The sequence below is a fragment of the Shewanella sp. UCD-FRSSP16_17 genome, assembly GCF_001675935.1.
GTDB lineage: Bacteria > Pseudomonadota > Gammaproteobacteria > Enterobacterales > Shewanellaceae > Shewanella > Shewanella japonica.
In genome coordinates, this window is the sequence record NZ_LZFV01000001.1 from 163,026 (window position 1) to 186,091 (window position 23,066).

Genomic DNA, 23,066 nt, shown 5'->3' on the forward strand with positions numbered 1-23,066 from the left:
ATCTTACTTATATTGTTGAAAAGAAATGTATTTTATTTTTTTTGAAACGGGTGCTGAAAATGTTGGTGCTTTGGTGCTTCATTGTAGTGCAATTTAATCTAGTCGTAATAAACAAAAAATATAATCGTTTTGAGCTAAACAGGATTAATTGGCAAAAAAATAAAAATAACCTTTCACCTGCGTCAAAAACTTGACTATAATGATCGCTTTTTTGAAGCCAAGAAAGTAAATGATAGCTAAGTCGTTAAAATATAACGGTATGCGACAAAGTGTTACATCAAGATCTTTTTTAGTGTTTCTTTGTTGATGTTTTGTTGTGATTTAGCGTTGGTTTTCAGAGTTTATCGCCATGCTTAGTAACGATTAACTAAGTGGAATTTTCGATATCAAGAAGATTGTTCTTAAGTAGCATAACCAAAATTTGGAACTCCTAGCGCACTGGAAGCTATAAATTCAGGGGCGGTAGCGTGGCCAAATAACCTTGCAAGGTGTGTAAAATGACGGCGGCCATTACAATCAATTCTAGATTTCAAAGTAACATTGGCTGTCTAAGAGGGTTAGCATGTTTTTTGTTGGTCTTGTATCACGTCATTGGATCAACACCAGAGTATGGTTTAAAAATTGAAAACGGTTTCTTAAGAGAACTGAATGATATTTTTATCTATGTAAGAATGCCGCTTTTTGGTTTGTTGGCTGGTTTTGTTTATGGATTAAGGCCTGTTTCGGCAAATTATCATAACTTTGTCATTAAAAAGGCAAGAAGGCTTTTACTGCCCATGTTGTCGGTCGGTACGTTATTTGCGATTACTCAATGGTTAATTCCTGGTAATAATAGTGAAGAAAACCTGTTCCTTATCCATATTTTACCTGTAGGGCATTACTGGTTCATTGAGTCGTTATTTCTCATTTTTTTGTTTGTAGTGTTAATTGAAAAGCTATTCTTTTCTATCAGTAATAATGCCAAACCCTACTGGCTTATATTATTAGTCATCATGACTTCTATATACATTTTAGGTGTAAACATAAAATACTTTTCGATAGAGGGGGCTTTCTATTTATTGCCATTTTTTTTAATAGGTAGTTTATTCTCTCGCTTTCGTATTGATTTCAGTTTGTTAATCAAAATTACGCTGATTTGTTTTTGTTCGCTGATAGTTTCTCATCTTTTTCTTAGCGAGTTTGCAGAAATGCTAGAAAGAGCGAATAGAGTGTTTATAAGCCTGCTTGTTTGTATTCTATTGTATGTGTTTAATTTTAAATCAAGAACATTTAGTGCCATAGGTCGCTTTTCATATAGCATTTTCCTGTTTCATGTTTTTTTTACAGCTGCTACGAGAATCGTTAGCCATAAACTTGGTATAGAAAATACATCACTCATCATTTTTACAAGCTTATTTACCGGTATTCTTGGACCGATAATTATTGAGTTTGTTTTTAATAAAAATAAGTATTCTGACTTTATTTTCTTCGGGAATAAATTAAGTTCAAATTAGTTTCTACTTGGATAAGCTGGACCCTTAAATGACAATTGATAAAAAAGTTGATGTGATTATTCTTTCCTGGGATCGTGCAGAAGATACTAAGAAAGCCATTATTAGTGCAGTAGAACAACAAAATATAGATTTAAATGTTTATATAGTCGATCAAGGTTCCAAGATTGAATGTGTTCAAGATATTGAGACGCTTGTAAATGTATATCCAAATGTTCATTTACAAAAGAATATAACGAATACAGGGGTACCAGAAGGGCGTAATCAAGCTTCGGAATTAGGTAACGGGGATTATATTGTATCACTTGATAATGATGCTGAATTTCTAACGCCTTTTGAATTAGAAAAAGTAGTAAAAGCGTATGATACTAGGCCAAAAACTGCTGTTATTGCTTTTAATATAAAAAGGTTTGGTACAGAAAGTAATGATGAGTCAAGTTGGTCTTATGGTTTATCAAGCGTTGATTGGTCCAATAGGGATTTCTTTACTACGCGTTTTGTTGGTGCTGGTCACGCAATCAGAAGATCTGCTTTTGAACAAGTTAATGGCTATGATAATTCATTATTTTTTCTCCATGAAGAAGTTGACTTATCGAGACGGTTCATCAATTTAGGTTATGAAATAGAGTATTTACATAATATTGGCGTTGGTCACAAGGTCTCTGCTGAGCACAGGGTTGCATGGAATGCGGGTCGTTGGACTTATCATGCTAGAAATAAAACATATTTATCTTTAAAGCTGAAATCTCCAATGCTGAGCGTCGTGTTTCATTCATTTCTGTTGCAAATAGATGGCTTAAAAAAAGGGATGCCTATCGATACATTAAAGGCAACGTATGCTGGTTTTAAAATGTATCAAAAAAATAAGTTTTATTTTAACCTTGCTGAATGTGCATTTAACCCTGATTCAGAAGAGTATTACAGGAAGTATACCCCTGGTGCAGATGGCAGTGTACCAACAAGGATTTTAAGACGGATTAAGGGAATTATAAAGTGATTGAAGTGAGTTGCAGCGTTAGTAAGCTGCTAGAGCAAAAAGAAGAGTTACTGACGGTTTTTAAGCCACTTCTTGAGAATAAAAAAGTCTTGTTTCTTGATGTTCCTGTAAATTTAAATGTTGGTGACAGCCTGCTATATCTAGGAACACTGGAACTGTTTAAATTATTAAATGTGACAGTCATTGATTCTATTTCAGCTTATGAACCAGCGAGATTAGATAAACTACAAATTGAGGAAGATGTTGTTTGCGTATTGCAAGGTGGAGGTAATTTCGGAGATATTTACTCCTTACATCAAAACTTTAGACATTTAGCTCTGTCTAAATTCCCTAACAATCAATTTGTTTTGATGCCGCAGTCTATACATTATAGTAACTTAAATACGTTTAAAGATGATTGTGACTTTTACAGAACATGTAGAAACTTCAGCATTTTTGTCAGAGACGAACACTCTTTTGAACAGTTTGTGTCTGAAAATGTCAGTCAAGTAACACTTTGTCCTGATATCGCGACTGTTCTTTTTGGAACGTTTAACCCATCAGAAGCCGCTATAGATTCTAAGCTGTATTTTCTAAGAAAAGATGTTGAAGCGGCACCCAATACAGAAACTGCAATATCTGTTGACTGGATAGACATTATTCCAAAGCATCTCAATAGGTTATTTGAAATAAGCAAGTTTATCATTAAGAAAAACAATAGACTTAATATTCGCGGTTTAACTGGATTTCTTGTAAAGAATTTACATACAAAATTGGTACATAAAGCCTATAGCTATTTTATTGGGTTTAAAACAATCAAAACGGATAGATTACATGGGTTGATTTTAAGCCAGTTACTACAAATGAATTGTGAAGCTTTAGATAATAAATATAAAAAATTAGAGCGATATATTAAGCGTTGGTACGCTTAATATAGTTGGAGATTAAGTTGTCTAAAAGTTTCTATTCTATTATTTGGATAATATCGGAAAAACTCGGCGCGTCATTTATTTCAATGACCTCGTTTTTTATTTACGCATATTTTCTAACGCCAACTGAAATTGGTATCGCAACTATGGTCTTAGCCGCATCTATGGGCTTGGGGCAGGTTGTTGGTACTTTATTTCAAGATCCAATGGTGTGTGTTAAGAAACTCGAAAAGCAAGCAATTAATACCGTTTTTATCGGAGGACTAACGTTATCCTTATTGACTGCTTTGCTTCTCGTTCTTGTTAGCTTTTGGGTGACAGAGAGTGTTGATTATCAGCAATTAGCCCTTACTTCATCTGTGCTTATTCCAATACTGTTTCTTAATGCTATATATACAGCGCTGTTACGCAGAAGACATGCATTTAAGTCATTATCTCAGCGCTTATTGATTGGTAAATTGCTGGGAGCGTCTTTAGGAATAATAGGGGTGACGTTAGGGTTTGGCGCCATGTCCATGGTAATCCAAGCTATTTTAATAGAGTTTTTCGGGCTTATCTTTTTAATTAATGCTCAAAAGATTACTTTGTCAGGTCGGATGGACTTCAAAGAGCTTATTAACATTACTCATTTAGGTGTCTCTGTAGCACTGCGTAAATTAAGCTGGGAAGGGTATATCAAAGGGTTACCATTACTAATTGGTGCAACCCTCGGAGCAGGAGCCGTTGGTGTATTTGCTTTTGCATGGCGAATTGTGGACATGCCAAGGACTGCATTAATGAGTGGTGCAATTTCTTATGCACTACCAACTTTTTCTGCACATAAAACATCGACTTGTCTACTTGCTGATTTTATAAAGTTTTCAAAAGTGTCGATGTTAATTTTTGCCCCATTATTTGTCGGCTTAGCTTTGGTTGCTGAACCTTTAATTTTAACGATATTTGGCGAAAAATGGATTGATGCAGTTCCTATCATCATAGGATTAGCTATTTGTACTGTTGTGTCATTAACGACGATGTATATTCCAACAGTCTTGACTGCGCTGTTAACACCAAAAACAACGCTAAAAGTTGATATTTTATCAAGCGTTATTTCGCTATTACTGTGCTACTTATTAATTCCACATTTAGGTTTATATGCTGTTGTAATGTCAATTTTGTTTAGGTCTTTGTTTAATTTACCATTTACGACATATCAGATGAGTGTTCGATTAAATATACCTGTTTTAAAACAGTTCACTATACATACTAAAACGTTTATTTCATTGGTTTTTATGTCATTACTGGTGTTAGTGGCACAAGATAACTTTGTGCTAAATAATTTCTACATGTTAATGGCATCAATTGCTATAGGTGTATTGATTTATAGTTCGTTCATTATGTTGCTTGAAAAGAGCTTCTTAACCACGTTTTTAAGGCGTTCTAATGAAAGCAAATAAGTTAACAGTGGCTATTAACACTAATAAGTACCTGCCTTACTCTGAAACATTTATAAAAAATCACATCGAGGGCCTACAGCAATTTAACGCTGTTGTATTGGTCAGTGAAAAATTATCAGATGGATTATCGGTAAGGTGTGACAATGAGCTAGTTTTAAATACTAATTTATTCGGGAAAATAAAAGATATTATTTATAAGCTTGGTATCAAGCTTCCATCTATTAGTCGCTTTTTTAAAGATAATAATGTAAGACTTGTTCATAGTCATTTCGGGCAAAACGGTTATGCTTCAATTGGCATAACAAAAAAAAATAGTATTCCGCATATTACAACTTTTCATGGGTTGGATATTTCCCTTGATCACGTTAATTCACAAAAACATGGAAAACTGTTAAATAAATTTCATAAGGATATGGGTAAACTTGCTGATAATGGTGATGTATTTATTGCAGTATCAAATTTTATAAAACAAAAATTGATAAAAAAAGGATTTCCGGAACATAAAATTATCACCAATTATATTGGAATAGATACAGCATACTTTACAAATAATAATGCTGATAAAGAGAAAAAAATATTATGTGTAGCAAGGAATGTTGAATACAAAGGTTTATCGTATTTGATTGATGCTATGGCAATCATATTAAAGTATCACCCTGATTGGGAATTGGTCATTATCGGCGATGGTATTTTACATGATTCATTAAAAAAACAAGCAAATGCCATTTCTCCTCAAATTAAATTGAAAGGACGTCTTTCAAGCTATGAGGTGAAACAAGAATTAAGTACAGCAAGTCTTTATTGTCAACCGAGTATCCAACTTGAAAATGGCCATGAAGAAGCCTTGGCTCTCACCATTGTAGAAGCACAATCTATGGGGATCCCTGCGGTTGTTTTTGACTCTGGCGGAATGCCCGAAGCCATTATCAATAATCAATCAGGATATGTGGTCGAACCCAAAAATACGCAATTACTTGCCGAAAAACTGATTTATCTAATTGATAACCCATCAATTAGAGAGGCATTTAGTACTGCAGCGATTGAGCAAGTTAAAACAAGGCATTGCTTTAATAAACAAATAGTAAAGTTAGAAAAAATTTATAACGAAGTCATTGGAGTACAAAAAACATGATGTTGTCAGTTGTCATTCCTTCTTATTGCGCAGAAAAGAACCTAGATCCTTGCTTGCAATCAATAGATAGTCAAAAGGATGAAAATGTCGAAGTCATCGTGGTTGATTGCTCTCCACACGATGAAGTTAAAAGTATTTGTGAAAAATATCAGTTTGTTACCTTTATCAAGTCAGAGGTTCGGTTTAACCCTGGTGAAGGCCGCAATATCGGTGCTAAAGCAAGTAAAGGCAGTCATTTAATATTTATTGATGCTGATGTTGTTTTGGAGCAAAATGCCATTGCTAACATACGCCGAAATATTACTAACGGATTCAATAATTTTGGCGGTGCTTTAGAGTTAAATCGTGATATCAATAATGACTTTTCAGCTAACGTAGAGCACTTCTATTTCAATCATGAATCTCAATCTACACGAAAAGTTAAAAAGCGCAGTAATTTAAGTTCAGCATTTATGATCTTCGATAAGTCAGTGTTTCTTAATTACGGTGGATTTAAAGATATACCTAGAATGCAAGACACTGAGTTAACAGAACGTTTGGTTTCTAATGGTGAAACGTTATATCTAGCCCCTGATGTTATTGGCTATCAAATTCAAGACTCTCCATTAAAAAAAGTACTTAAAAAGATTTCAATAACGGGTAATAACCTATATTTCATTCGTTACGGTAATCACTCAGAAAAAGTGTTATGGAAAATTTTGATGGCGATGATCTTGCCATTATTGATGTTAGCTAAAGTGACTCGTATTAACGTTCGTCAATTAAAGTATGCCTTTAGTGTTCCGAACTTACTTATTTACAGCCCATTTATGTATGTTTGCGGTGTTTATTGGATGCTCGGATTCTATCGCGGCTTGATTGTGAATGATGGAATAGCTTCAGGGCGATAAAATGCACATATTTTTCTTTTCAACTTCTGAAGATTTCTCAAGTTATCATAGAAAACGCGAAGTCGAGGCAATTTCAGAAAAGTTGGATGGTGGTTGTACGTTCTTTAATCGACCAAGGTTTTTTTTAGGCTCTCGTAACAATAAAAACGCGCTCGCTAAAAGCTCATCTAAGGTAACTGTACAAGAGTTATATACATTATTGCCTCTGTCTATCGCTTTTAAGCATAGTCTTTTGCTGTTTTTATTTGTTAAGTTGCCAATCTTATGCCAGCTAACGCTATATCGAATGAAGAATGATATTTCACAATCCTCATTATTTCACTGGATATATAAACCAGATCAATTTTTGTACCTTCCAACCGACAATTTAGTGTATTTACAATACGATAACTATAAAGATGATAAAGGATATTTTTACAGCCGGAATGACCGATTTGATGAGACTGTCGAACAATGTATAAATACCAGCTTAGTAAGCTTATTTACCAGTAATAGGTTACTTCAACAAGAAAGTGTTAAACGCAGTCATTCTTTCTACTATCCAAATGCAATATCTCGAAGCTTAATTAACGAGAATGTACCTAATAATTTAGTGGTTAAAGATAGCGTCACTATTGGATTTATTGGTCAAATTGATAACAGTTTTAGCAGTGAAATACTTGAGTCAATTGCCTCACAGTACCCTCAATATCAGATAGTGCTTGTTGGTCCGGTATCGAATGCTAAGGCGCAAGAGGTTATTGATAGCCATTCAAATATTATCGAGAAAGGTTATGTGCCTTATGAAGAATTAAGCGAGTTAATCTCTACTTTTGATATTGGCATTTGTCCATATTCTTTCGACACATTTAACACATATCGCAACCCGTTAAAGGTATATGAGTTTTTCTCGTATGGTCTACCTGTCGTTTGTACCAATTGCGATGTCGATGAGAATGCAAAGGGTTACCTGTCTGTTACTTCTTCGGTAGATGAATTTATTCAAAAAATTTCATATGAATTAACGACAAACACAGTAGCGAAAAAACACTTTCGCATCAATTTTGCGAAAAATAATTGCTGGGATAACCGCGCTGATTTCGTGATTAAAAAACTAAAGGCTTTTACGTGAGTTCAACTTTTAAAACTTTAGCTGAGAAATTAACTATTTATTCTCAACCAGAACAAGCTATTCAATCCATTCAAAATGCATTAGAAGCCAAAAAAACGGTGACTGTTGCGTTTGCTAATGCTCACGGTTTCAACTTAGCAAAACAAAATAAAGACTTTTATCAGCACCTTTTGAATAGTGATTTTGTTTTGCGAGATGGAATAGGGGTCAAATTGTTATTTAAAAATTTGAATATGGATTTTGGTTTTAATTTAAATGGCACTGATTTCATTCCTCAATTATTAAGCCATTTGGCAAACAAATCATCGCAAAGCTCCACACCGCTGAAACTTGCAATCTTTGGTACTAGCGATGAAATCCTTCAATCTGCTAAACCCGCTTTTGAAAAACTAGGCCTAGAAGTTGTTACTGTAAAGAATGGTTTTGCAAGCGCCGAAGATTACGTTTCACTGTCTAAATCTGTGCAAGCTGATATTTATTTGCTTGCGATGGGAATGCCAAAACAAGAAATGGTGGCAATGCAGTTAACCACAGAGTTAGATAAAGGATTAATTATATGTGGTGGGGCAATAGTTGATTTTCTTGGTGGTAAAGTGAAACGTGCCCCTTCATTTATCAGAAATATGGGGCTTGAGTGGCTTTACAGGCTTCTAATAGAGCCAAAGCGGATGTTTAAGCGCTATGTAATTGGTAATGTTAAATTTTTATACTCAACTTTACATGCGTAATATATACCTAGCCCTATTTTTCGCTTGCGGCCTGTTCATGACTTTAATGAGCGCTGCACAATCGCAAACATCGCAGAGTTTTAACGAGTGGGGACGCGAATGCAGTTCAAGCGAGCATCAAATAAATACCGATAATTTTTACTCGTCTTTAGGTTACCGAGAAAGAAGTAAGAAACGTTGTGAAATAACTAATCAGGCAGATTTAGTGCTAGATAAACCTTTTAGTCTTTCATTCAGTTTCTCAACAAGCAGTGTAAATAAAACAGATAGTCAGTGGCACAGTATTTTCCAAATACATTCATTTCCAGATAAAAAAATGGGTGAAGACTGGCGTTGCCCTGTCATGGCATTAGAAGTGTTAAACGGTCAATTACGTATGTTTAATCGTTGGGATAAAAGTCAGCTATCAATAACTGATTCTGGTCATTGTTCAAACTCTGGAAATACTATTTCTTCTCGGTTATTTTTTGCTGATTACGACATTGAACCTGACAAAATCTATGAGTTCGAATTAAAAGGAATATTATCAATATCCGATTCAGCATGGCTAACAGTTAACATTAATGGTGAGCAAATTGCTTCTTTGAAGGGGCCGAATACGTTTAATGACAACAAAGGCCCATTTATTAAATTAGGTATCTATAAACCTACTTCATGGCGCTTAGGTGATCGATTTAACTATTCATATTCGGATTACATATTTGAGGCAATATCTTGGGATTAACTAGGGATAGATTAGAATACATTTTGCTTAGTACGATGCTTTTCCTGGTATTTTTTAGAACTTCAGGAATCGGCATTGGTTATCCAAATGTTGAGTCTCAATTGGGTTCAGCAAGTTATCTACCTCAAAAACTTGCTCAGGCGTTAATTTTGGGGCTAATCATTGTATATGTTTATATTTACCCTAAATGTTTGCAGGCTCTGCGTTTTAACTCAGTTTCATTAATGCTGCTTGGTCTAGCTATAGTCTTATCTATTGTGCTGTCGCATTACAAAGGGCTTTCGGTAAGATATTTATTGTCTTTTGTTGTGGTGATTTTGCCGTTATGTTTTTACCGTGCACGATTTGGTATAAATGCAATGGTACATAATTTCTCCGCCTTTGTTTTTTTGGTATTAATCTGCAGTTTTATTTATGCTTTGCTTCTTCCACAATATGGCATTATGGCAGCAAATCATGCTGGGGCGTTAAGAGGGCTTTTTTTACATAAAAATGTATTTGGCTTCTTTTGCGTATTAACCTCACTATTTTGTTTGTATTATATAATTTCAAAAAATGCGAGTAATAATAAATTATATGCATTTATTTATTTTTTAAGCTTTATCGGTGTTGCAAAGTCACAATCTACAACGTCTTTAGTTTTATTTGGTTTAGGATTGATTTGTTTTGTCTTTTTTACATTTATTCTAAGTTTGTCCAACCCTAAAGTCAGAGTCATTCTTTACTATTTATTTCTCGCCATTGTGTTTGTTAGTACGTTCACTTTTTCAGTGTACTTTGAGCAAATTACCTATGCTTTAGGTAAAGATCCTACGTTAACTGGCAGAACGGAGTTGTGGGAAATACTGTTTTATGTCGGTATGGATAAACCTTTATTTGGTCATGGCCTAGGCCTATTTTCAAGACCAGAGATTATGCATCAGTTTTCATTGGATTTTGGTTGGGAAGCAAAGTCTGCACATAATTCGTTTTTAGATGTTTTTCTAGGGATAGGATTTGTCGGTTTATTTGCCTTTCTATCGCTTGTTTTAACTAACATATTCAAGTTTCCATTTAGTCATTATGCATCAGCAAATAGAGTGCTTTCCGCTTCAGGAATTGTCACTATTTTGTGTTTTGGTTTTTCTGAAAGTGGTGCATTTATGGGAGTTGGCTTTATTTGGCTTACTTTCATTATATTTTTATTTTTAAGTTCGAATACCTCATTTAGTCGTAATCAACTAAATCAACATTAAGGTTTTTATAATGTTAGCTAATAACTCTTTCTCATTAGAAACTGATGGATATAGTTTTCTATATCGTTTGGTAGATATATTTATAATTATTACAACATTTGTTATAGCTGCATTATCATATGGTATTGAATTCTCGCAGGACTATTTTACTTTAATCATAAGTACACTATTAATTTACGCTTACTTGTCAGAGTCAATGCAATTATATCGCTCTTGGCGAGTAGGCAAGTTTTCAAAAATGATTTTGTTATTAAGCTGTATTGTGTCGCTTACTTTTATGTGCTTATCGGCAATTCTTTTTATTTTTAAACTTGGTGACTCATTTTCTAGGGTTGTTATTGTTGGTTGGTTTTTCTCTGCATTTATTTTATTAATCAGTTGGCGAGTCGTTACGAAAGTTATTAAAAGTAACAGACGTAAAAGTGGTCGGAATAATCAAGATATTGCAATCATTGGCCTAACAAAAAGTGGGCATCAACTTTACGATGAAATCGAGCAGCACTTTGAATTAGGTTTTCGTTTTGCAGGTTTTTACGATGACAGACAGCCGGATAGAATGACTGGTCTACCAATTAATTTGTTAGAAGGAAATATCGATAAAGCGATTGATCTAGCAAAAGCTGGTCGCATTCAAAAGTTGTATATTTGCTTACCTATGGTGGCTGAAAAAAGAATTGCCGAAATCATCAAAAAAACCGGTGATACCACAGTGGACGTTTTCATTATCCCTGACTTCATGCTTAAAAACTTGATGCAAGCAAGGATTGGCAGTGTGGGCTCAATCGATACTATTAGTGTATTTGAGTCGCCACTAAATGGAATGAAACATTTTTATAAACGTACGTTCGACATTATTTTCAGTGCCGTTGCTATTACTGCGCTTTCTCCATTATTAATCGCGATTAGTATCGCTATTATGCTGAATTCGAAAGGGGCTGTGATATTTAAACAAGACAGATACGGCTTAGATGGTCGCAAGATTAAAGTATGGAAGTTTCGTTCCATGACTGTGGTGGAAAACGCATCAGTGGTCACGCAAGCAACAAAAGGCGACGCTCGTATCACCAGTGTTGGCAGGTTTTTAAGAAGAACATCTTTGGATGAATTACCTCAGTTTTTTAATGTGTTATTTGGTGATATGTCAGTTGTTGGTCCTCGTCCGCATGCAGTAGCCCACAATGAAGAATATAGAAGCCTTGTTTCGTATTATATGCTCCGCCATAAAGTCGTGCCAGGAATTACAGGATGGGCTCAAATCAATGGTTGGCGTGGTGAAACCGATACCCTAGATAAGATGGAAAAAAGAGTTGAGTTCGATTTAGCGTACATACGAAATTGGTCCTTAATGTGGGACTTCAAAATTGTATTTATGACTATTTTTAAAGGTTTTGTTGGAAAAAACGCTTACTAACAGTTTATTTAATTAATGATTAATTATTAAGGTCAAAGGAAATGAATCCTAAGTTTAAAGTAAAAGCATTAGCATTGGTTGTTACAAGTTTTATGAGTCATTCTGCTTTTTCTGCGAATGAAAATGCGAGTGTTATTAGAACGGAATCTGGCGTTGATATCACACCAGGTTTAAATACGGCTCTGAAATACGATGATAACATTGCTAGTTCAAATGATAATAAACAAGACAGTTGGATACTAACTGTTACGCCTGCTGTTAAAGCCGAATTACTTGATGGTAATAATGCTTATTCAGTAGAAGCGGGTCTTGAGTATGCTGAATATTTTGATAGTTCAGATGATAATTATCTAGATTTCTTATTAAAAGCTAATGGCGATGTTGAGATAAATCAATCTAATAAATTTAACCTTAATGCTATGTATATTAATGGTCATGACGATCGAGGTACGGGGATTTTTGCTGGTGCTGGTGGTGTACAAGATGAGCCTAATACATATGAATTGTATTCGGTAGGGGGGTACTACGAATATGGTGCTCGTGGGACGCCAGCACGAGTTCAACTTAACGCTAAGTATTTTGAGAAACAATATACCAACTTTAAGTCAGTGACGCAGTACCGTAATTATAATGATGTCATTTTAGGGGCGACATTTTTTTATGATACTCAATCATCAAGTAGCTTTTTCCTTGAATTGAAGAACATCGATACGAGTTATGATGAACTTGACCCTACAGGGGATCGCGATAGTCAAACTCAAAATGCCAAACTTGGTATGAGCTGGGAAGCCACATCAACGACAGAAGGTCACGTTAAGGTTGGTTATCAAAATAAATCGTTTGATAATAGTGACAGAGAAGATTTTAGTGGTATTGCATGGGATGCGAAATTAACTTGGAAACCATTAACATACAGCCAATTTGATTTCACAACAGGCCGTGATAGTAAAGATCCTAATAGCTTTGGTGACTACGTTAAAGAAACCAACTATGGGGTAAAATGGAAACATGAATGGTCTGACTTTTTAGCAAGTACAGTTGCGTATACATTCACAAATGAAGAATACACAGGGGTTGCTCGAGAAGACGACACTAGCTCAGTAAGAATTGCCTTAGAGTACGCAGTTACTCGTTGGTTATTGATAAAACCAGGAGTCGACTTTAATCAAAATTCTTCAACTGAAGATAGATTCGATTATGATCGCAATGTTTATTTCATCCGTGCTGAAATGACAATGTAAAGGAGAGGTCGTTGAAAACTATAATTTGTTCACTTGTTATTTTTTTATTTGCCATAACTGGAAATGCTTATGCCAATGAAAGTTATCGTTTAGGTTCTGGCGATACCATTATTATTCAAATTTACGGTGAAGAAGCATTAACGTTAGAAACACAAATAACAAATAGCGGTAAAATTAATTACCCTTTTCTAGGTTCTTTAAATGTCAAAGGGTTAACGATTAAAGAAGTTGAACACTTAGTTTACAACGGCCTTAAAGGCGACTATTTCGTTAAACCAAATGTATATGTTGGCATGATTGAGTATCGTCCATTTTATATTCATGGTGAAGTTAATAAACCTGGTGGTTATCCTTACAATCCTGGAATGACAATTAACCAAGCTATTGCGTTAGCTGGTGGATTAACGGAAAGAGCATCGAGAGATAAAATATTCATATCTCGAGAAAACAGTAAAATCGACTCAGAAAAAGGGTCAATTAACAGCAAAATAAATGCTGGCGATACTATTACAATTGAACAGAGATTCTTTTAATGATTCAAAACGATAATCAAGCAACTTCTTTTCTTCAGCAACCTATGGATCAGATTGTTGATTTTAAGAAAATGTTTAAGCCACTTTTTCGATATAAATGGCGAATACTGACGTTCTCAGTTTTGGTATCTGTATTAGTTTCGTTTTTTCTATTAAGTATGACACCGATTTTCAGTGCGACTTCAACGTTATTAATAGAATCAGAGCAAGCGAAAGCGATTAAAATTGATGAAGTGTATGGTATAAACTCTGGTCAACAAGAGTATTATTTAACCCAATTTGAAATAATAAAATCTCGCACTATCGCAGAAAGAGTTTTTAATGATTTAGATTTAATTAATCATCCCACTTTTAATCAACCGCCTAGTTTACTTTCTCAGCTAAAATCGAATTTAAAGTTTGTCCCCAAAGAACAAGCTGGGGAGTTTAATGTCGATGAAAACGCGGTAAAACAACGTTTGATAGAAGGCTTTTCAAAGAATATTTCAGTTTCACCTGTCAGAAATACGCAATTAGTTAAAATCAGTTACGAAAGCCCTGATGCTAATCTTGCTGCACTGGTTTCGAATGCTATTGGTGATACCTATATATTAAGTCAACTCGAAGCTAAATCTGGCATGACTCATAAAGCGAACGTCTGGTTAGGTGGTCGTTTAGAAGAGTTGAGGCTTAAGCTCGATGAATCTGAAAATCGCCTTGAAGAGTTTAAAATCAATAATGGACTTATTGACGTTGAAGGTGTTACAGCACTAGATGCTAAAGAACTCGAAAGCCTGCGTGACGAAATAACGTTAGCACGGTCACGAAAAGCCCAAGCTGATAGTTTCATGTCTGTGGTACAACGATATGGTGCAACTGATATCAGTAGGCTCGAAAGCTTGCCAGAAGTGACGTCACATCAATCAATTCAAAATGTGAAACGGGAAGTCGTTTTAGTCGAAAGAAAAGTGTCTGAGTTAGAACAAGTTTACGGCCCTAAACACCCTAAAATGATTGCAGCTTATGCAGAACTCGCTACCGTTGAGAAAAACCTACATCGACAAATTACACGCCTTGTTCAAGGCATTGAGGATGAAGCAAAAACTGCCGCGCAAAAGCTACAAGATCTACAAGCACAGTTCAATGATTCAAAAGGCTCTTATCAAAATTTGAGTAGTATTGACACTGACTATCGCCGTTTGGTCCGTGAAATTGATACAAATCAGCAATTGTTTGAAAGCTTTCTTGCTCGTCAAAAAGAAACCGAAGTGACAGGGGATTTTGACTCGCCGATTGCAAGGTTTACCGATAGAGCTGTTGTCCCGTTATTACCGGTTAAACCTAAGAAGAAAGTGCTGGTTTTATTAACCTTCTTTGCAAGTTTAGTTTTTGGTGGCGTTGTGGTGCTTTTACTTGAGGCCTTAAATGACACGGTAAAGAGTAATGAAGATGTAGAAAAGCTATTGGCTCAACGTGCATTAGGTTACATTCCGAAAGCAAATAAAAAAGCCTCTTTCGAAGATATTAATTTTGCATTCTATGACAAGAACCTTCCCTTACATTCAGAAGCTGTACGTACAATTAGAACTTCTATTTCTTTGATGAGCATTGGTAGTGATTTAAATACCATTGAAGTCACTTCTTCTGTGCCCAACGAAGGCAAGACAAATGTCTCAATGAATTTAGCGTTTGCTTATTCGACGATGGAGAAGGTTCTGCTTATAGATGCGGATTTACGTAAATCAAGTTTGGGTGTGCGATTTGGTTTACCAACATATCAACCGGGTTTGGCTAATTTACTGGCTAAAACGGACACAGTTGAAAACTGTATTATTAGCGACATTAAGCCAAATGTAGACATCATGCCAGCTGGTGCAATTCCGCTAAATCCACAAGAACTTTTATCTTCTGAAACGTTTGCTGATCTATTAGCTGAGCTGAAAAAGTCTTATACAAAAATCATCATCGATACACCACCTGTGCATGCAGTCAGTGATGCATTGGTTATATCTTCGAAATGTGATGCGGTAGTTGTCGTTGTAAAATCTGCTAATACACGGATTGATGCTATTAAAATGACCTTAGCGAAAATCAATCAAGCACGTGGAAAAGTGGTTGGTGTTGTGCTTAATCAGTTTAATACTAAAGAAGCGAAGCATTACAACGGTGATTATGGTTATTATCAAGCATATGGCCAAGACTATGCCATTAAACAAGATAACGAAAAAGCATCATGATAGATCTGCATTGTCACATTTTGCCTGGTATTGATGATGGGGCTAAGTCAATAGATAAATCGATTGCTCTGCTGCAGCTTGCAGCAGAGCAAGGTATAACCCATGTTATTGCTACGCCACATATCCATTTGGGAATTTTCGACAATACGTTGGCGTCCATCAATGCCGCATACGAATTGCTGGTGAATGACACTCGATTTAGCCAGTTAAACCTTGCCCTTAATACAGCTGCAGAAGTGAGAATTTGCCCAGAAATAATCCCATTTATTGAAAACAGTCAAATTCCTTTTCTCGGAAAATACCAAGATAAAGACGTGTTATTGTTAGAGCTTCCAAGTAGTCATATACCGCCTGGTGCTGATAAATTAGTTCGCTGGTTAGTTGCTCGCAATATTATTCCTATGATTGCTCATCCTGAAAGAAATAGGGAACTTCAAACTCACCCTGAACGAATTCAAATGTTTCAAAGGTTGGGTTGTTTATTTCAATTAACTGCATCTTCACTTCTTGGTGATATGGGAGAAAAGCCGCTGCAATTAAGTCAGTCATTTTTAGAACAAAATCTTTATACTATTATTGCTTCTGACTCTCATTCGATAAACCGTCGTCCGCCTAAATTAAAACAGGCATATCAAGTCGCTGAAAAACTCGTAGGTCAACATCGCGCTGATGCATTGGTGCTTGATAATCCTAGAGCCATTTCTGAGTCATTATTTTTAAAATCATGATGAAATTTAATCTAACTATCAGAAATGGCATATATTGCATTTTAATTATATCAATGCTGGTTTCATTGCCGTTTTTAGGGCAAAAAATATTGGCGAGTGCATATCATTTTAAGTCATCGTTTTATGTTGATAAATGGCAAAATGAGCCCATTAATCAAGAACAATATTCCAATGCTTATCTTGCTGCTGAGTTTGCCGCTAATATTGAACCTGCCAACCCTCATTATTTGCTAACATTTGCCAAAGTGATGGAGTGGGGAGTGTTTGAAGGTTACTCCGTTGCCAATAATGAGTTGTTTAATCATTTATACATGCGCGCAATAGAGAACCGTCCCACCTGGCCAAATGCTTATGCTGATTACGCCTACAACTTAGCCTTTATTCAGCATGATTTTCCAAAAGCTTGGCAATACAGTGAGCAAAGTTTTGAATACGGACCTTATATTACTGAAAATATTGAACAGGCCTTGGCGATTGGACTGGCTTATTGGCCAAATCTATCTGCAACGCAAAAGAGTCGTATTTTTGATTTATCACTTTTAGCGGTTAATTCAAATTGGCGTTTACGCAAAAAATTAGAATACTTATCAACAAAATATAACAGGCAGAACACTCTTTGTTCTTTTTTTCGTTATCAACAAAAACCTTTATCAGAAGAAAATATTGATTGGCTAAATCGTGCGCTTTGTTCTGAAAACCTAATTAAAGAAGTGCATTAATAATGGCGAAAACCACTTTCTTTTCGATGCTGATGACTTGGTGCCTTTGCGCTCTAGTGATCTGGGCACCCATTCCTCTAGGTAGTAATCGTATTTGGGCACTGTCCTTACTTGAAATATTTATTGTCATATTAGGGTTAATTCACTTACTTAACTGTGTTAAGCATGATCGATTATTTCTGACGTTTAAGTGGCAAAAAAAACTGCTATTACCTGTTGGGATTTTTGTTGCCTATCAATGCCTTCAAATTGTGGGCTGGATACCTAGCATATCAACAGTTGACAGTTATCAATCAATTCAACAGCTGATAAAAACGTGCTGTTTTGTCATTTATATTGTGTTGTTATCGGAGTATTTTCAAACCCCAAAAACACTCAAGTTATTGTTGATTGCTATTGTTATTTCAGGATGTTTTCAAGCCACTTATGGTACAGGATTAAGCTTAGTAAACTTAGATGCTTCACCGGTATTTGGTTTTAATGATGGCTCACAAGCAAGAGGATCATTTGTATATCAAAATCATTTCGCTAATTATCTTGGTATGTGCCTATGTATTGCATTTGGTTGGTTAGTGTCTGAGTTAAAAACATCAAGTGCTAAATTTGATGTTAGAGAGTTTGTTGTTTCTGTCTTATCCACTTTATTTAGCCGCAAGTTAATATTGCGCTTATCCATAGTCATCATGGTGATAGGCTTAGTGCTAAGCCGGTCTAGAATGGGAAATGCAGGTTTTTTTACTGCCTTAGGTTTGACGTCATTAATCGCGATTTTTATTTATAAACGCCAGCCTAGGTTCTTTAAACCTTTGGTGATGAGTATCTTTATCCTTGATTTAATTATCATAGGTTCGATGTTTGGTGTCGATAAAGTTAAACAACGAATTCAAGATACAAGCTTTGCTTCTGAGACTCGAGACCAAGTTGTTATAGACAGTTTACCTATCATTAAAGAACACCTTTTAACAGGCACAGGTGGGGGGAGCTTTTATACGGTTTTTCCAGCTTATCAACCCCAGTTTTACAGTGGTTTTTATGACCATGCTCATAATGAATATATTCAGTTCTCAATTGAGTATGGTGTGATTATCACGGGTTTTTTAGGGCTTTGGGTATTGTATGCACTGTGGTTAGCGTGCCGAACTATGTATCTAAGAAACAATAAACTATATAAGGGAATCGCCTTTGGTTGTGCAATGGCCATCGTGTTTATGCTGATTCATATTTCGGTCGACTTTAACTTACAGTCACCTGCAAATACATTGCTATTTCTCACCATTATTACGTTGTGTTGGCAGGTTCGTTATCTGCCATCAGACAAAAAATCTCATCGACAAAAATCTTAATCTTTAACAAGGACATTGATATGAAAGTTGTAATACCAGTCGCAGGGCTTGGAACACGTATGTTGCCCGCTACCAAAGCGATCCCAAAAGAAATGCTACCTATTGTCGATAAACCATTGATTCAATACATTGTTGATGAATGTGTTAGCGCTGGTGTCACTGAAATTGTTTTAGTGACTCATGCGAGTAAAAACGCTATCGAGAACCACTTTGATAAATCTTACGAGCTTGAATCTACGTTAGAGAAGCGTGTTAAGCGCCAATTATTACACGAAGTTCAGTCTATTTGCCCTAAAAACGTAACGATTATGCATGTTCGTCAAGGTGAGGCAAAGGGACTAGGCCATGCGATTTTATGTGCGAAACCGTGTATTGGCGAAAACCCATTTGCCGTTGTGCTTCCTGATGTGATTCTTGATGGTTACAGTGCTGATCAACGAACTGAAAACTTGTCTACGATGATCAGTCGCTATAACGAAACAACGGCTAGTCAGATTATGGTAGCGCCAGTTGATGAGAAAGAAGTTAACAAATACGGTATTGCTGATTGTAATGGCGAAGCAATTTTACCGGGTCAGTCATCTCCGATCGTTAAAATGGTTGAAAAACCGAAAGTAGAAGAAGCGCCATCTAACTTAGCTGTTGTAGGTCGTTACGTACTTTCTGAAAAAATTTGGGATTTACTGGCTAAAACACCACCAGGTGCAGGCGATGAAATTCAATTAACAGATGCTATTGATATGTTGATTGAGTCAGACACGGTTGAAGCATTTAATATGTCGGGTAAATCTCATGATTGTGGTGATAAGTTGGGCTATATGAAGGCGTTTGTTGAGTACGGTTTAAGAGATCCAAAACTTGGCGCAGACTTCTTAAAAGAAATTAAAAAGACGCTGTCAGAATTTTAACCGAAAACTTTAGCGCTTAAACGTCGTGTTATATTTTAGTTGTTAGGCGTACATCAAGCTAAAAAGCCGCTCTATGAGCGGTTTTTTTGTGTCTGGCATTTAACCTAAAGCAGGTTTATAAGACTGGCAAACTACCTATCAAGTTTTATAAGTCGAAAGTGTTATTTTCAATTAATTCAGATAATTGAAACCTGAATTTAACATTTTTGCAACCGACGCTCATTATAGTCGATTGGTTTTTAGATTTACCAAAACGCAAAAAGGCGAATACATAACGAAAGAAAAAATCTAGGGGTCTCGACATGTTTTTAAATGCTAAACCAAATGACGTTAAGCAATACATTAAGCAGTACATTAAGCCAAGCCAAGTCGCATTATCGCTGGGGCTATTATCTTGTGCGGCGATAACTTCAGCATCCTTTGCAGATGATCTTATTATTTCTGAATATATTGAAGGTAGCAGTAACAATAAAGCAATTGAGCTTTATAACCCGACAGAAAGCGACATTGATTTAACGGGTTATCAGTTACAGTTTTACTTTAATGGAAATACAACCAGTGGCACTAGTATCGACTTAGTCGGCCAAGTGCAAGCTGGGGCGACGTTTGTTCTTGCTGATAATGATGCTAGCGGCGAAATACTAGACAAGGCACAGCAAACGTCAACGAGTAGTTTTTTTAATGGCGATGATGCCATTGTATTACTTAATCAATCAGAGATTATCGACTCGCTCGGTCAAGTTGGGGTTGATCCCGGTTCGCAATGGGGAGAAGGTGAGTTATCAACTAAAGACAATACGTTAAGACGTGATCATGATGGCGTAGTGGCTGATGTTGTTGTAGACGACGAGGTGACGTTAGCCAATTGGTTCGGTTTTGCTCAAAATGACTTTTCAGACTTAGGGAGCTTTAATGGCTCAGTTACTGACCCAACAGATCCAACAGACCCTGTTGATCCCGTGGAGCTAATTTGCGGCGAGACAGCAACAGCTATTCATGCGATTCAAGGTGCAACCGATATTAGCCCACTACTGGGTGAGACTGTCGTGGTTGAGGCGATTGTTACGGCTGATATGCAAGCTGGTTTAAATGGCTTTTACTTACAAATGGCAGATGCTGAATCTGATGCCGATCCGATGACGTCAGAAGGCATATTTGTCTATACCGAAAATGCATCGATTGCGGTGAATGCAGGTGCCCGTGTCCGCCTTCAGGCAGAAGTGAAAGAGTATAATAACCTAACTGAGCTCGCGGATGTCTCAGCATGGACAATTTGCCAAACCCAACAAAATTTACCGACGCCAGCAATGGTGACATTACCCACATTAGAAGGTGTGGGACTGGAACCGTACGAAGGTATGCGAGTGCGTTTTGAGCAGAGCTTAGTGGTTAATTCAGTTAGTAATTTAGGTAAATATGGTGAAGCTCAATTAGGTAGCAGCAGGCATTTTATTGGGACACAAATAATGAGTCCAGGCGCTGATGCGCTTGCACTAGAAGCTAGCTACCAATATGACCGTGTGATAGTTGACGATGGAACAACGGCTTCAAACCCTGATGTCGTCCCTTATCCTGCACCGCAATTATCCGCTACAAATACATTACGTGCAGGTGATTCTGTATCGAGCTTAACGGGTGTACTTCATTTTGGTTTTAATGAATACCGAGTGATGCCGACTGAAATGGTCAATGTCGTGTCGACTAACCCTCGTACAGTATCGCCTGTGCGCTCTTTGGCGGCTGATGTCACAATAGCCAGTTATAACGTATTGAATTATTTTAACGGTGATGGCGCAGGCCAAGGATTTCCAACCAGCCGTGGCGCTGATAGCGTCAGTGAGTTTGAGCGTCAGCAAGCTAAAATTGTCAGTGCGTTATTAAATATTGATGCAGATATTGTTGGCTTAATGGAAATTGAAAATGATGGCTTTGGCGCAAACTCAGCTATCTCTACCTTAGTTGCTGAGCTTAATGCTGCAGTGGGGGAAGCAAAATATCAATTCATTAGCGCAACTAACTCTATTATTGGTACTGATCAAATTGCAGTAGGGCTGTTGTATCAAGCGGATAAGGTAAGTCCTGTTGGTGAGGCGAAAATCCTTTCAAGTGCTAATTCGCCGTTAGATGAAAATGGCGCTGTATTTTTTGATAGTAGCAAAAACCGTCCAATGTTAGCGCAAGTATTTGTTGATGATGCATCTGGCGAATCGTTCGTGGTTGCAGTGAATCATTTAAAATCTAAAGGGGGCAGCTGCAGTAGTATTGGCGATCCAGATATGAATGACGGTCAAGGCAATTGCAATGTAACTCGTACTCGTGCCGCTCAAGGTTTAGCTATTTGGTTAGCACAAGAGTTTGCGGACAATGGTGAAGAGTTAAAGGCATTAGTGATAGGCGATTTAAATGCTTACGCTAAAGAAGATCCTATTACGGCATTGAAACAAGCTGGTTATATTGAGTTGTTTGAACACGCTGGCCAATCAAACGCTTATTCGTATCTATATAATGGTAAAGCAGGGCAATTAGATCATGCATTAGCAAATAGTGCATTAATTGAACATGTGCTAAATGTGTCAGAGTGGCATATAAATGCCGATGAACCTGTTGTGATTGATTACAATGAAGAGAACAAATCACAAGCGCAACTAAGTGATTATTATCAAGCTGATGCATATCGCTCTTCGGATCATGATCCTATGATTGTTGAGTTACAGTTTTTACCCAGCAATCAAGCGCCAATAGCTGATTTTACTTGGGCTCTGGCAGGTGGTGTTGTCAATGTTGTTTCTACATCAACTGACGATAATGATGAGCAACTAACGCATGAATGGTCATGGGGGGATGGAGCGACATCTTCAGGTAATGTGGCTGGTTATGAGTACAGGAGTAATGGCACGTATACCATCACGTTGACAGTGACAGATTCTCAAGGGTTACTTAGCAGCAAAAGCCAAGTTGTCGAGGTGGTAGATCTTATCGAGAATATTCCACCAGTTGCGAATATTCGTCATATCGACCTTTGGTTCGTTGATCTGTTCATTTCAGTTAGTACAGACGAGGATGGCTATATCACATCTCAGCAGTGGCTATTTAATGATGGCTATATGGTTAATCGTCGCTTGGTGTTAAAGCGTGCAGGAACAGCGAATAGTGTGCAACTAACGGTAACTGATAACCAAGGTGCTACTGACAGTCAATCAACTGCTTTTTAGTGAGTTGATTCGATTTAAGTTAGCTGACTCTCAATAAGAGTGGGTTTAATGTTGTAATTTCACGGTTGGCTTAATGCAAGTTAAGTACAAAAGGTGGCCTATTG

At 36.6% G+C, this 23,066-nt stretch carries 19 protein-coding genes; all 19 read left to right on the forward strand.

Going from position 1 to position 23,066, the window contains the following annotated elements; all coding sequences use genetic code 11:
* The first annotated feature begins 497 nt into the window (after positions 1-497).
* The 19 genes from A9267_RS00690 to A9267_RS00780 all read left to right on the forward strand — a co-directional run bounded on the left by A9267_RS00690 (position 498) and on the right by A9267_RS00780 (position 22,962).
* The gene (locus A9267_RS00690) at positions 498-1,493 is read left to right on the forward strand and encodes an acyltransferase family protein (RefSeq protein WP_065107873.1); all 996 of its coding nucleotides are present in this window, start codon (positions 498-500) and stop codon (positions 1,491-1,493) included.
* 28 nt (positions 1,494-1,521) lie between these two features.
* Positions 1,522-2,487, forward strand: a complete 966-nt coding sequence (locus tag A9267_RS00695; protein WP_065107874.1) for a glycosyltransferase family 2 protein — start codon at positions 1,522-1,524, stop codon at positions 2,485-2,487.
* Positions 2,484-3,398 (forward strand): polysaccharide pyruvyl transferase family protein, encoded by a 915-nt coding sequence (locus A9267_RS00700; RefSeq protein WP_065107875.1) that lies wholly within the window; start codon positions 2,484-2,486, stop codon positions 3,396-3,398. The genes A9267_RS00695 and A9267_RS00700 overlap by 4 nt, the downstream gene beginning before the upstream one ends.
* 17 nt (positions 3,399-3,415) lie before the next feature.
* The gene (locus A9267_RS00705; RefSeq protein WP_156669073.1) at positions 3,416-4,831 is read left to right on the forward strand and encodes an oligosaccharide flippase family protein; all 1,416 of its coding nucleotides are present in this window, start codon (positions 3,416-3,418) and stop codon (positions 4,829-4,831) included.
* A complete protein-coding gene (locus A9267_RS00710) occupies positions 4,818-5,963 on the forward strand; it encodes a glycosyltransferase (protein ID WP_065107877.1) in 1,146 nt (381 codons plus the stop codon). The genes A9267_RS00705 and A9267_RS00710 overlap by 14 nt, the downstream gene beginning before the upstream one ends.
* Positions 5,960-6,853: a glycosyltransferase family 2 protein gene (locus A9267_RS00715; protein ID WP_055023314.1), complete on the forward strand. Its 894-nt coding sequence runs from the start codon at positions 5,960-5,962 to the stop codon at positions 6,851-6,853. The genes A9267_RS00710 and A9267_RS00715 overlap by 4 nt, the downstream gene beginning before the upstream one ends.
* 1 nt (position 6,854) lies before the next feature.
* Entirely contained in the window at positions 6,855-7,964 is a 1,110-nt protein-coding gene (locus tag A9267_RS00720) for a glycosyltransferase (RefSeq protein ID WP_065107878.1), read from the forward strand.
* A complete protein-coding gene (locus A9267_RS00725) occupies positions 7,961-8,692 on the forward strand; it encodes a WecB/TagA/CpsF family glycosyltransferase (RefSeq protein WP_065107879.1) in 732 nt (243 codons plus the stop codon). Before A9267_RS00720 ends, A9267_RS00725 begins: the two co-directional genes overlap by 4 nt.
* A gap of 37 nt (positions 8,693-8,729) precedes the next feature.
* The gene (locus A9267_RS00730; protein WP_197495491.1) at positions 8,730-9,416 is read left to right on the forward strand and encodes a heparin lyase I family protein; all 687 of its coding nucleotides are present in this window, start codon (positions 8,730-8,732) and stop codon (positions 9,414-9,416) included.
* The gene (locus A9267_RS00735; protein ID WP_156669074.1) at positions 9,407-10,651 is read left to right on the forward strand and encodes an O-antigen ligase family protein; all 1,245 of its coding nucleotides are present in this window, start codon (positions 9,407-9,409) and stop codon (positions 10,649-10,651) included. Before A9267_RS00730 ends, A9267_RS00735 begins: the two co-directional genes overlap by 10 nt.
* 10 nt (positions 10,652-10,661) lie before the next feature.
* Positions 10,662-12,062 (forward strand): undecaprenyl-phosphate glucose phosphotransferase, encoded by a 1,401-nt coding sequence (locus tag A9267_RS00740; protein ID WP_065107882.1) that lies wholly within the window; start codon positions 10,662-10,664, stop codon positions 12,060-12,062.
* 41 nt (positions 12,063-12,103) lie between these two features.
* Positions 12,104-13,303: an outer membrane beta-barrel protein gene (locus A9267_RS00745; protein WP_065107883.1), complete on the forward strand. Its 1,200-nt coding sequence runs from the start codon at positions 12,104-12,106 to the stop codon at positions 13,301-13,303.
* Between the two features lie 11 nt (positions 13,304-13,314).
* Positions 13,315-13,836: a polysaccharide biosynthesis/export family protein gene (locus A9267_RS00750; protein ID WP_065107884.1), complete on the forward strand. Its 522-nt coding sequence runs from the start codon at positions 13,315-13,317 to the stop codon at positions 13,834-13,836.
* Positions 13,836-16,052, forward strand: coding sequence for a GumC family protein (locus A9267_RS00755; RefSeq protein WP_055023306.1), 2,217 nt, complete (start codon positions 13,836-13,838; stop codon positions 16,050-16,052). The genes A9267_RS00750 and A9267_RS00755 overlap by 1 nt, the downstream gene beginning before the upstream one ends.
* Positions 16,049-16,780 carry a tyrosine-protein phosphatase gene (locus tag A9267_RS00760; protein WP_065107885.1) on the forward strand — a complete coding sequence of 244 codons (732 nt, stop codon included), beginning with the start codon at positions 16,049-16,051 and terminating at the stop codon, positions 16,778-16,780. The genes A9267_RS00755 and A9267_RS00760 overlap by 4 nt, the downstream gene beginning before the upstream one ends.
* Positions 16,781-16,869: 89 nt before the next feature.
* Positions 16,870-17,499, forward strand: coding sequence for a hypothetical protein (locus A9267_RS00765; RefSeq protein ID WP_156669075.1), 630 nt, complete (start codon positions 16,870-16,872; stop codon positions 17,497-17,499).
* 2 nt (positions 17,500-17,501) lie between these two features.
* Positions 17,502-18,842, forward strand: coding sequence for an O-antigen ligase family protein (locus tag A9267_RS00770; protein WP_065107887.1), 1,341 nt, complete (start codon positions 17,502-17,504; stop codon positions 18,840-18,842).
* A gap of 20 nt (positions 18,843-18,862) precedes the next feature.
* Positions 18,863-19,750, forward strand: coding sequence for a UTP--glucose-1-phosphate uridylyltransferase GalU (gene galU, locus A9267_RS00775; RefSeq protein ID WP_055023303.1), 888 nt, complete (start codon positions 18,863-18,865; stop codon positions 19,748-19,750).
* Positions 19,751-20,052: 302 nt separating this feature from the next.
* A complete protein-coding gene (locus A9267_RS00780) occupies positions 20,053-22,962 on the forward strand; it encodes an ExeM/NucH family extracellular endonuclease (RefSeq protein ID WP_065107888.1) in 2,910 nt (969 codons plus the stop codon).
* The last annotated feature ends 104 nt before the right edge of the window (positions 22,963-23,066 follow it).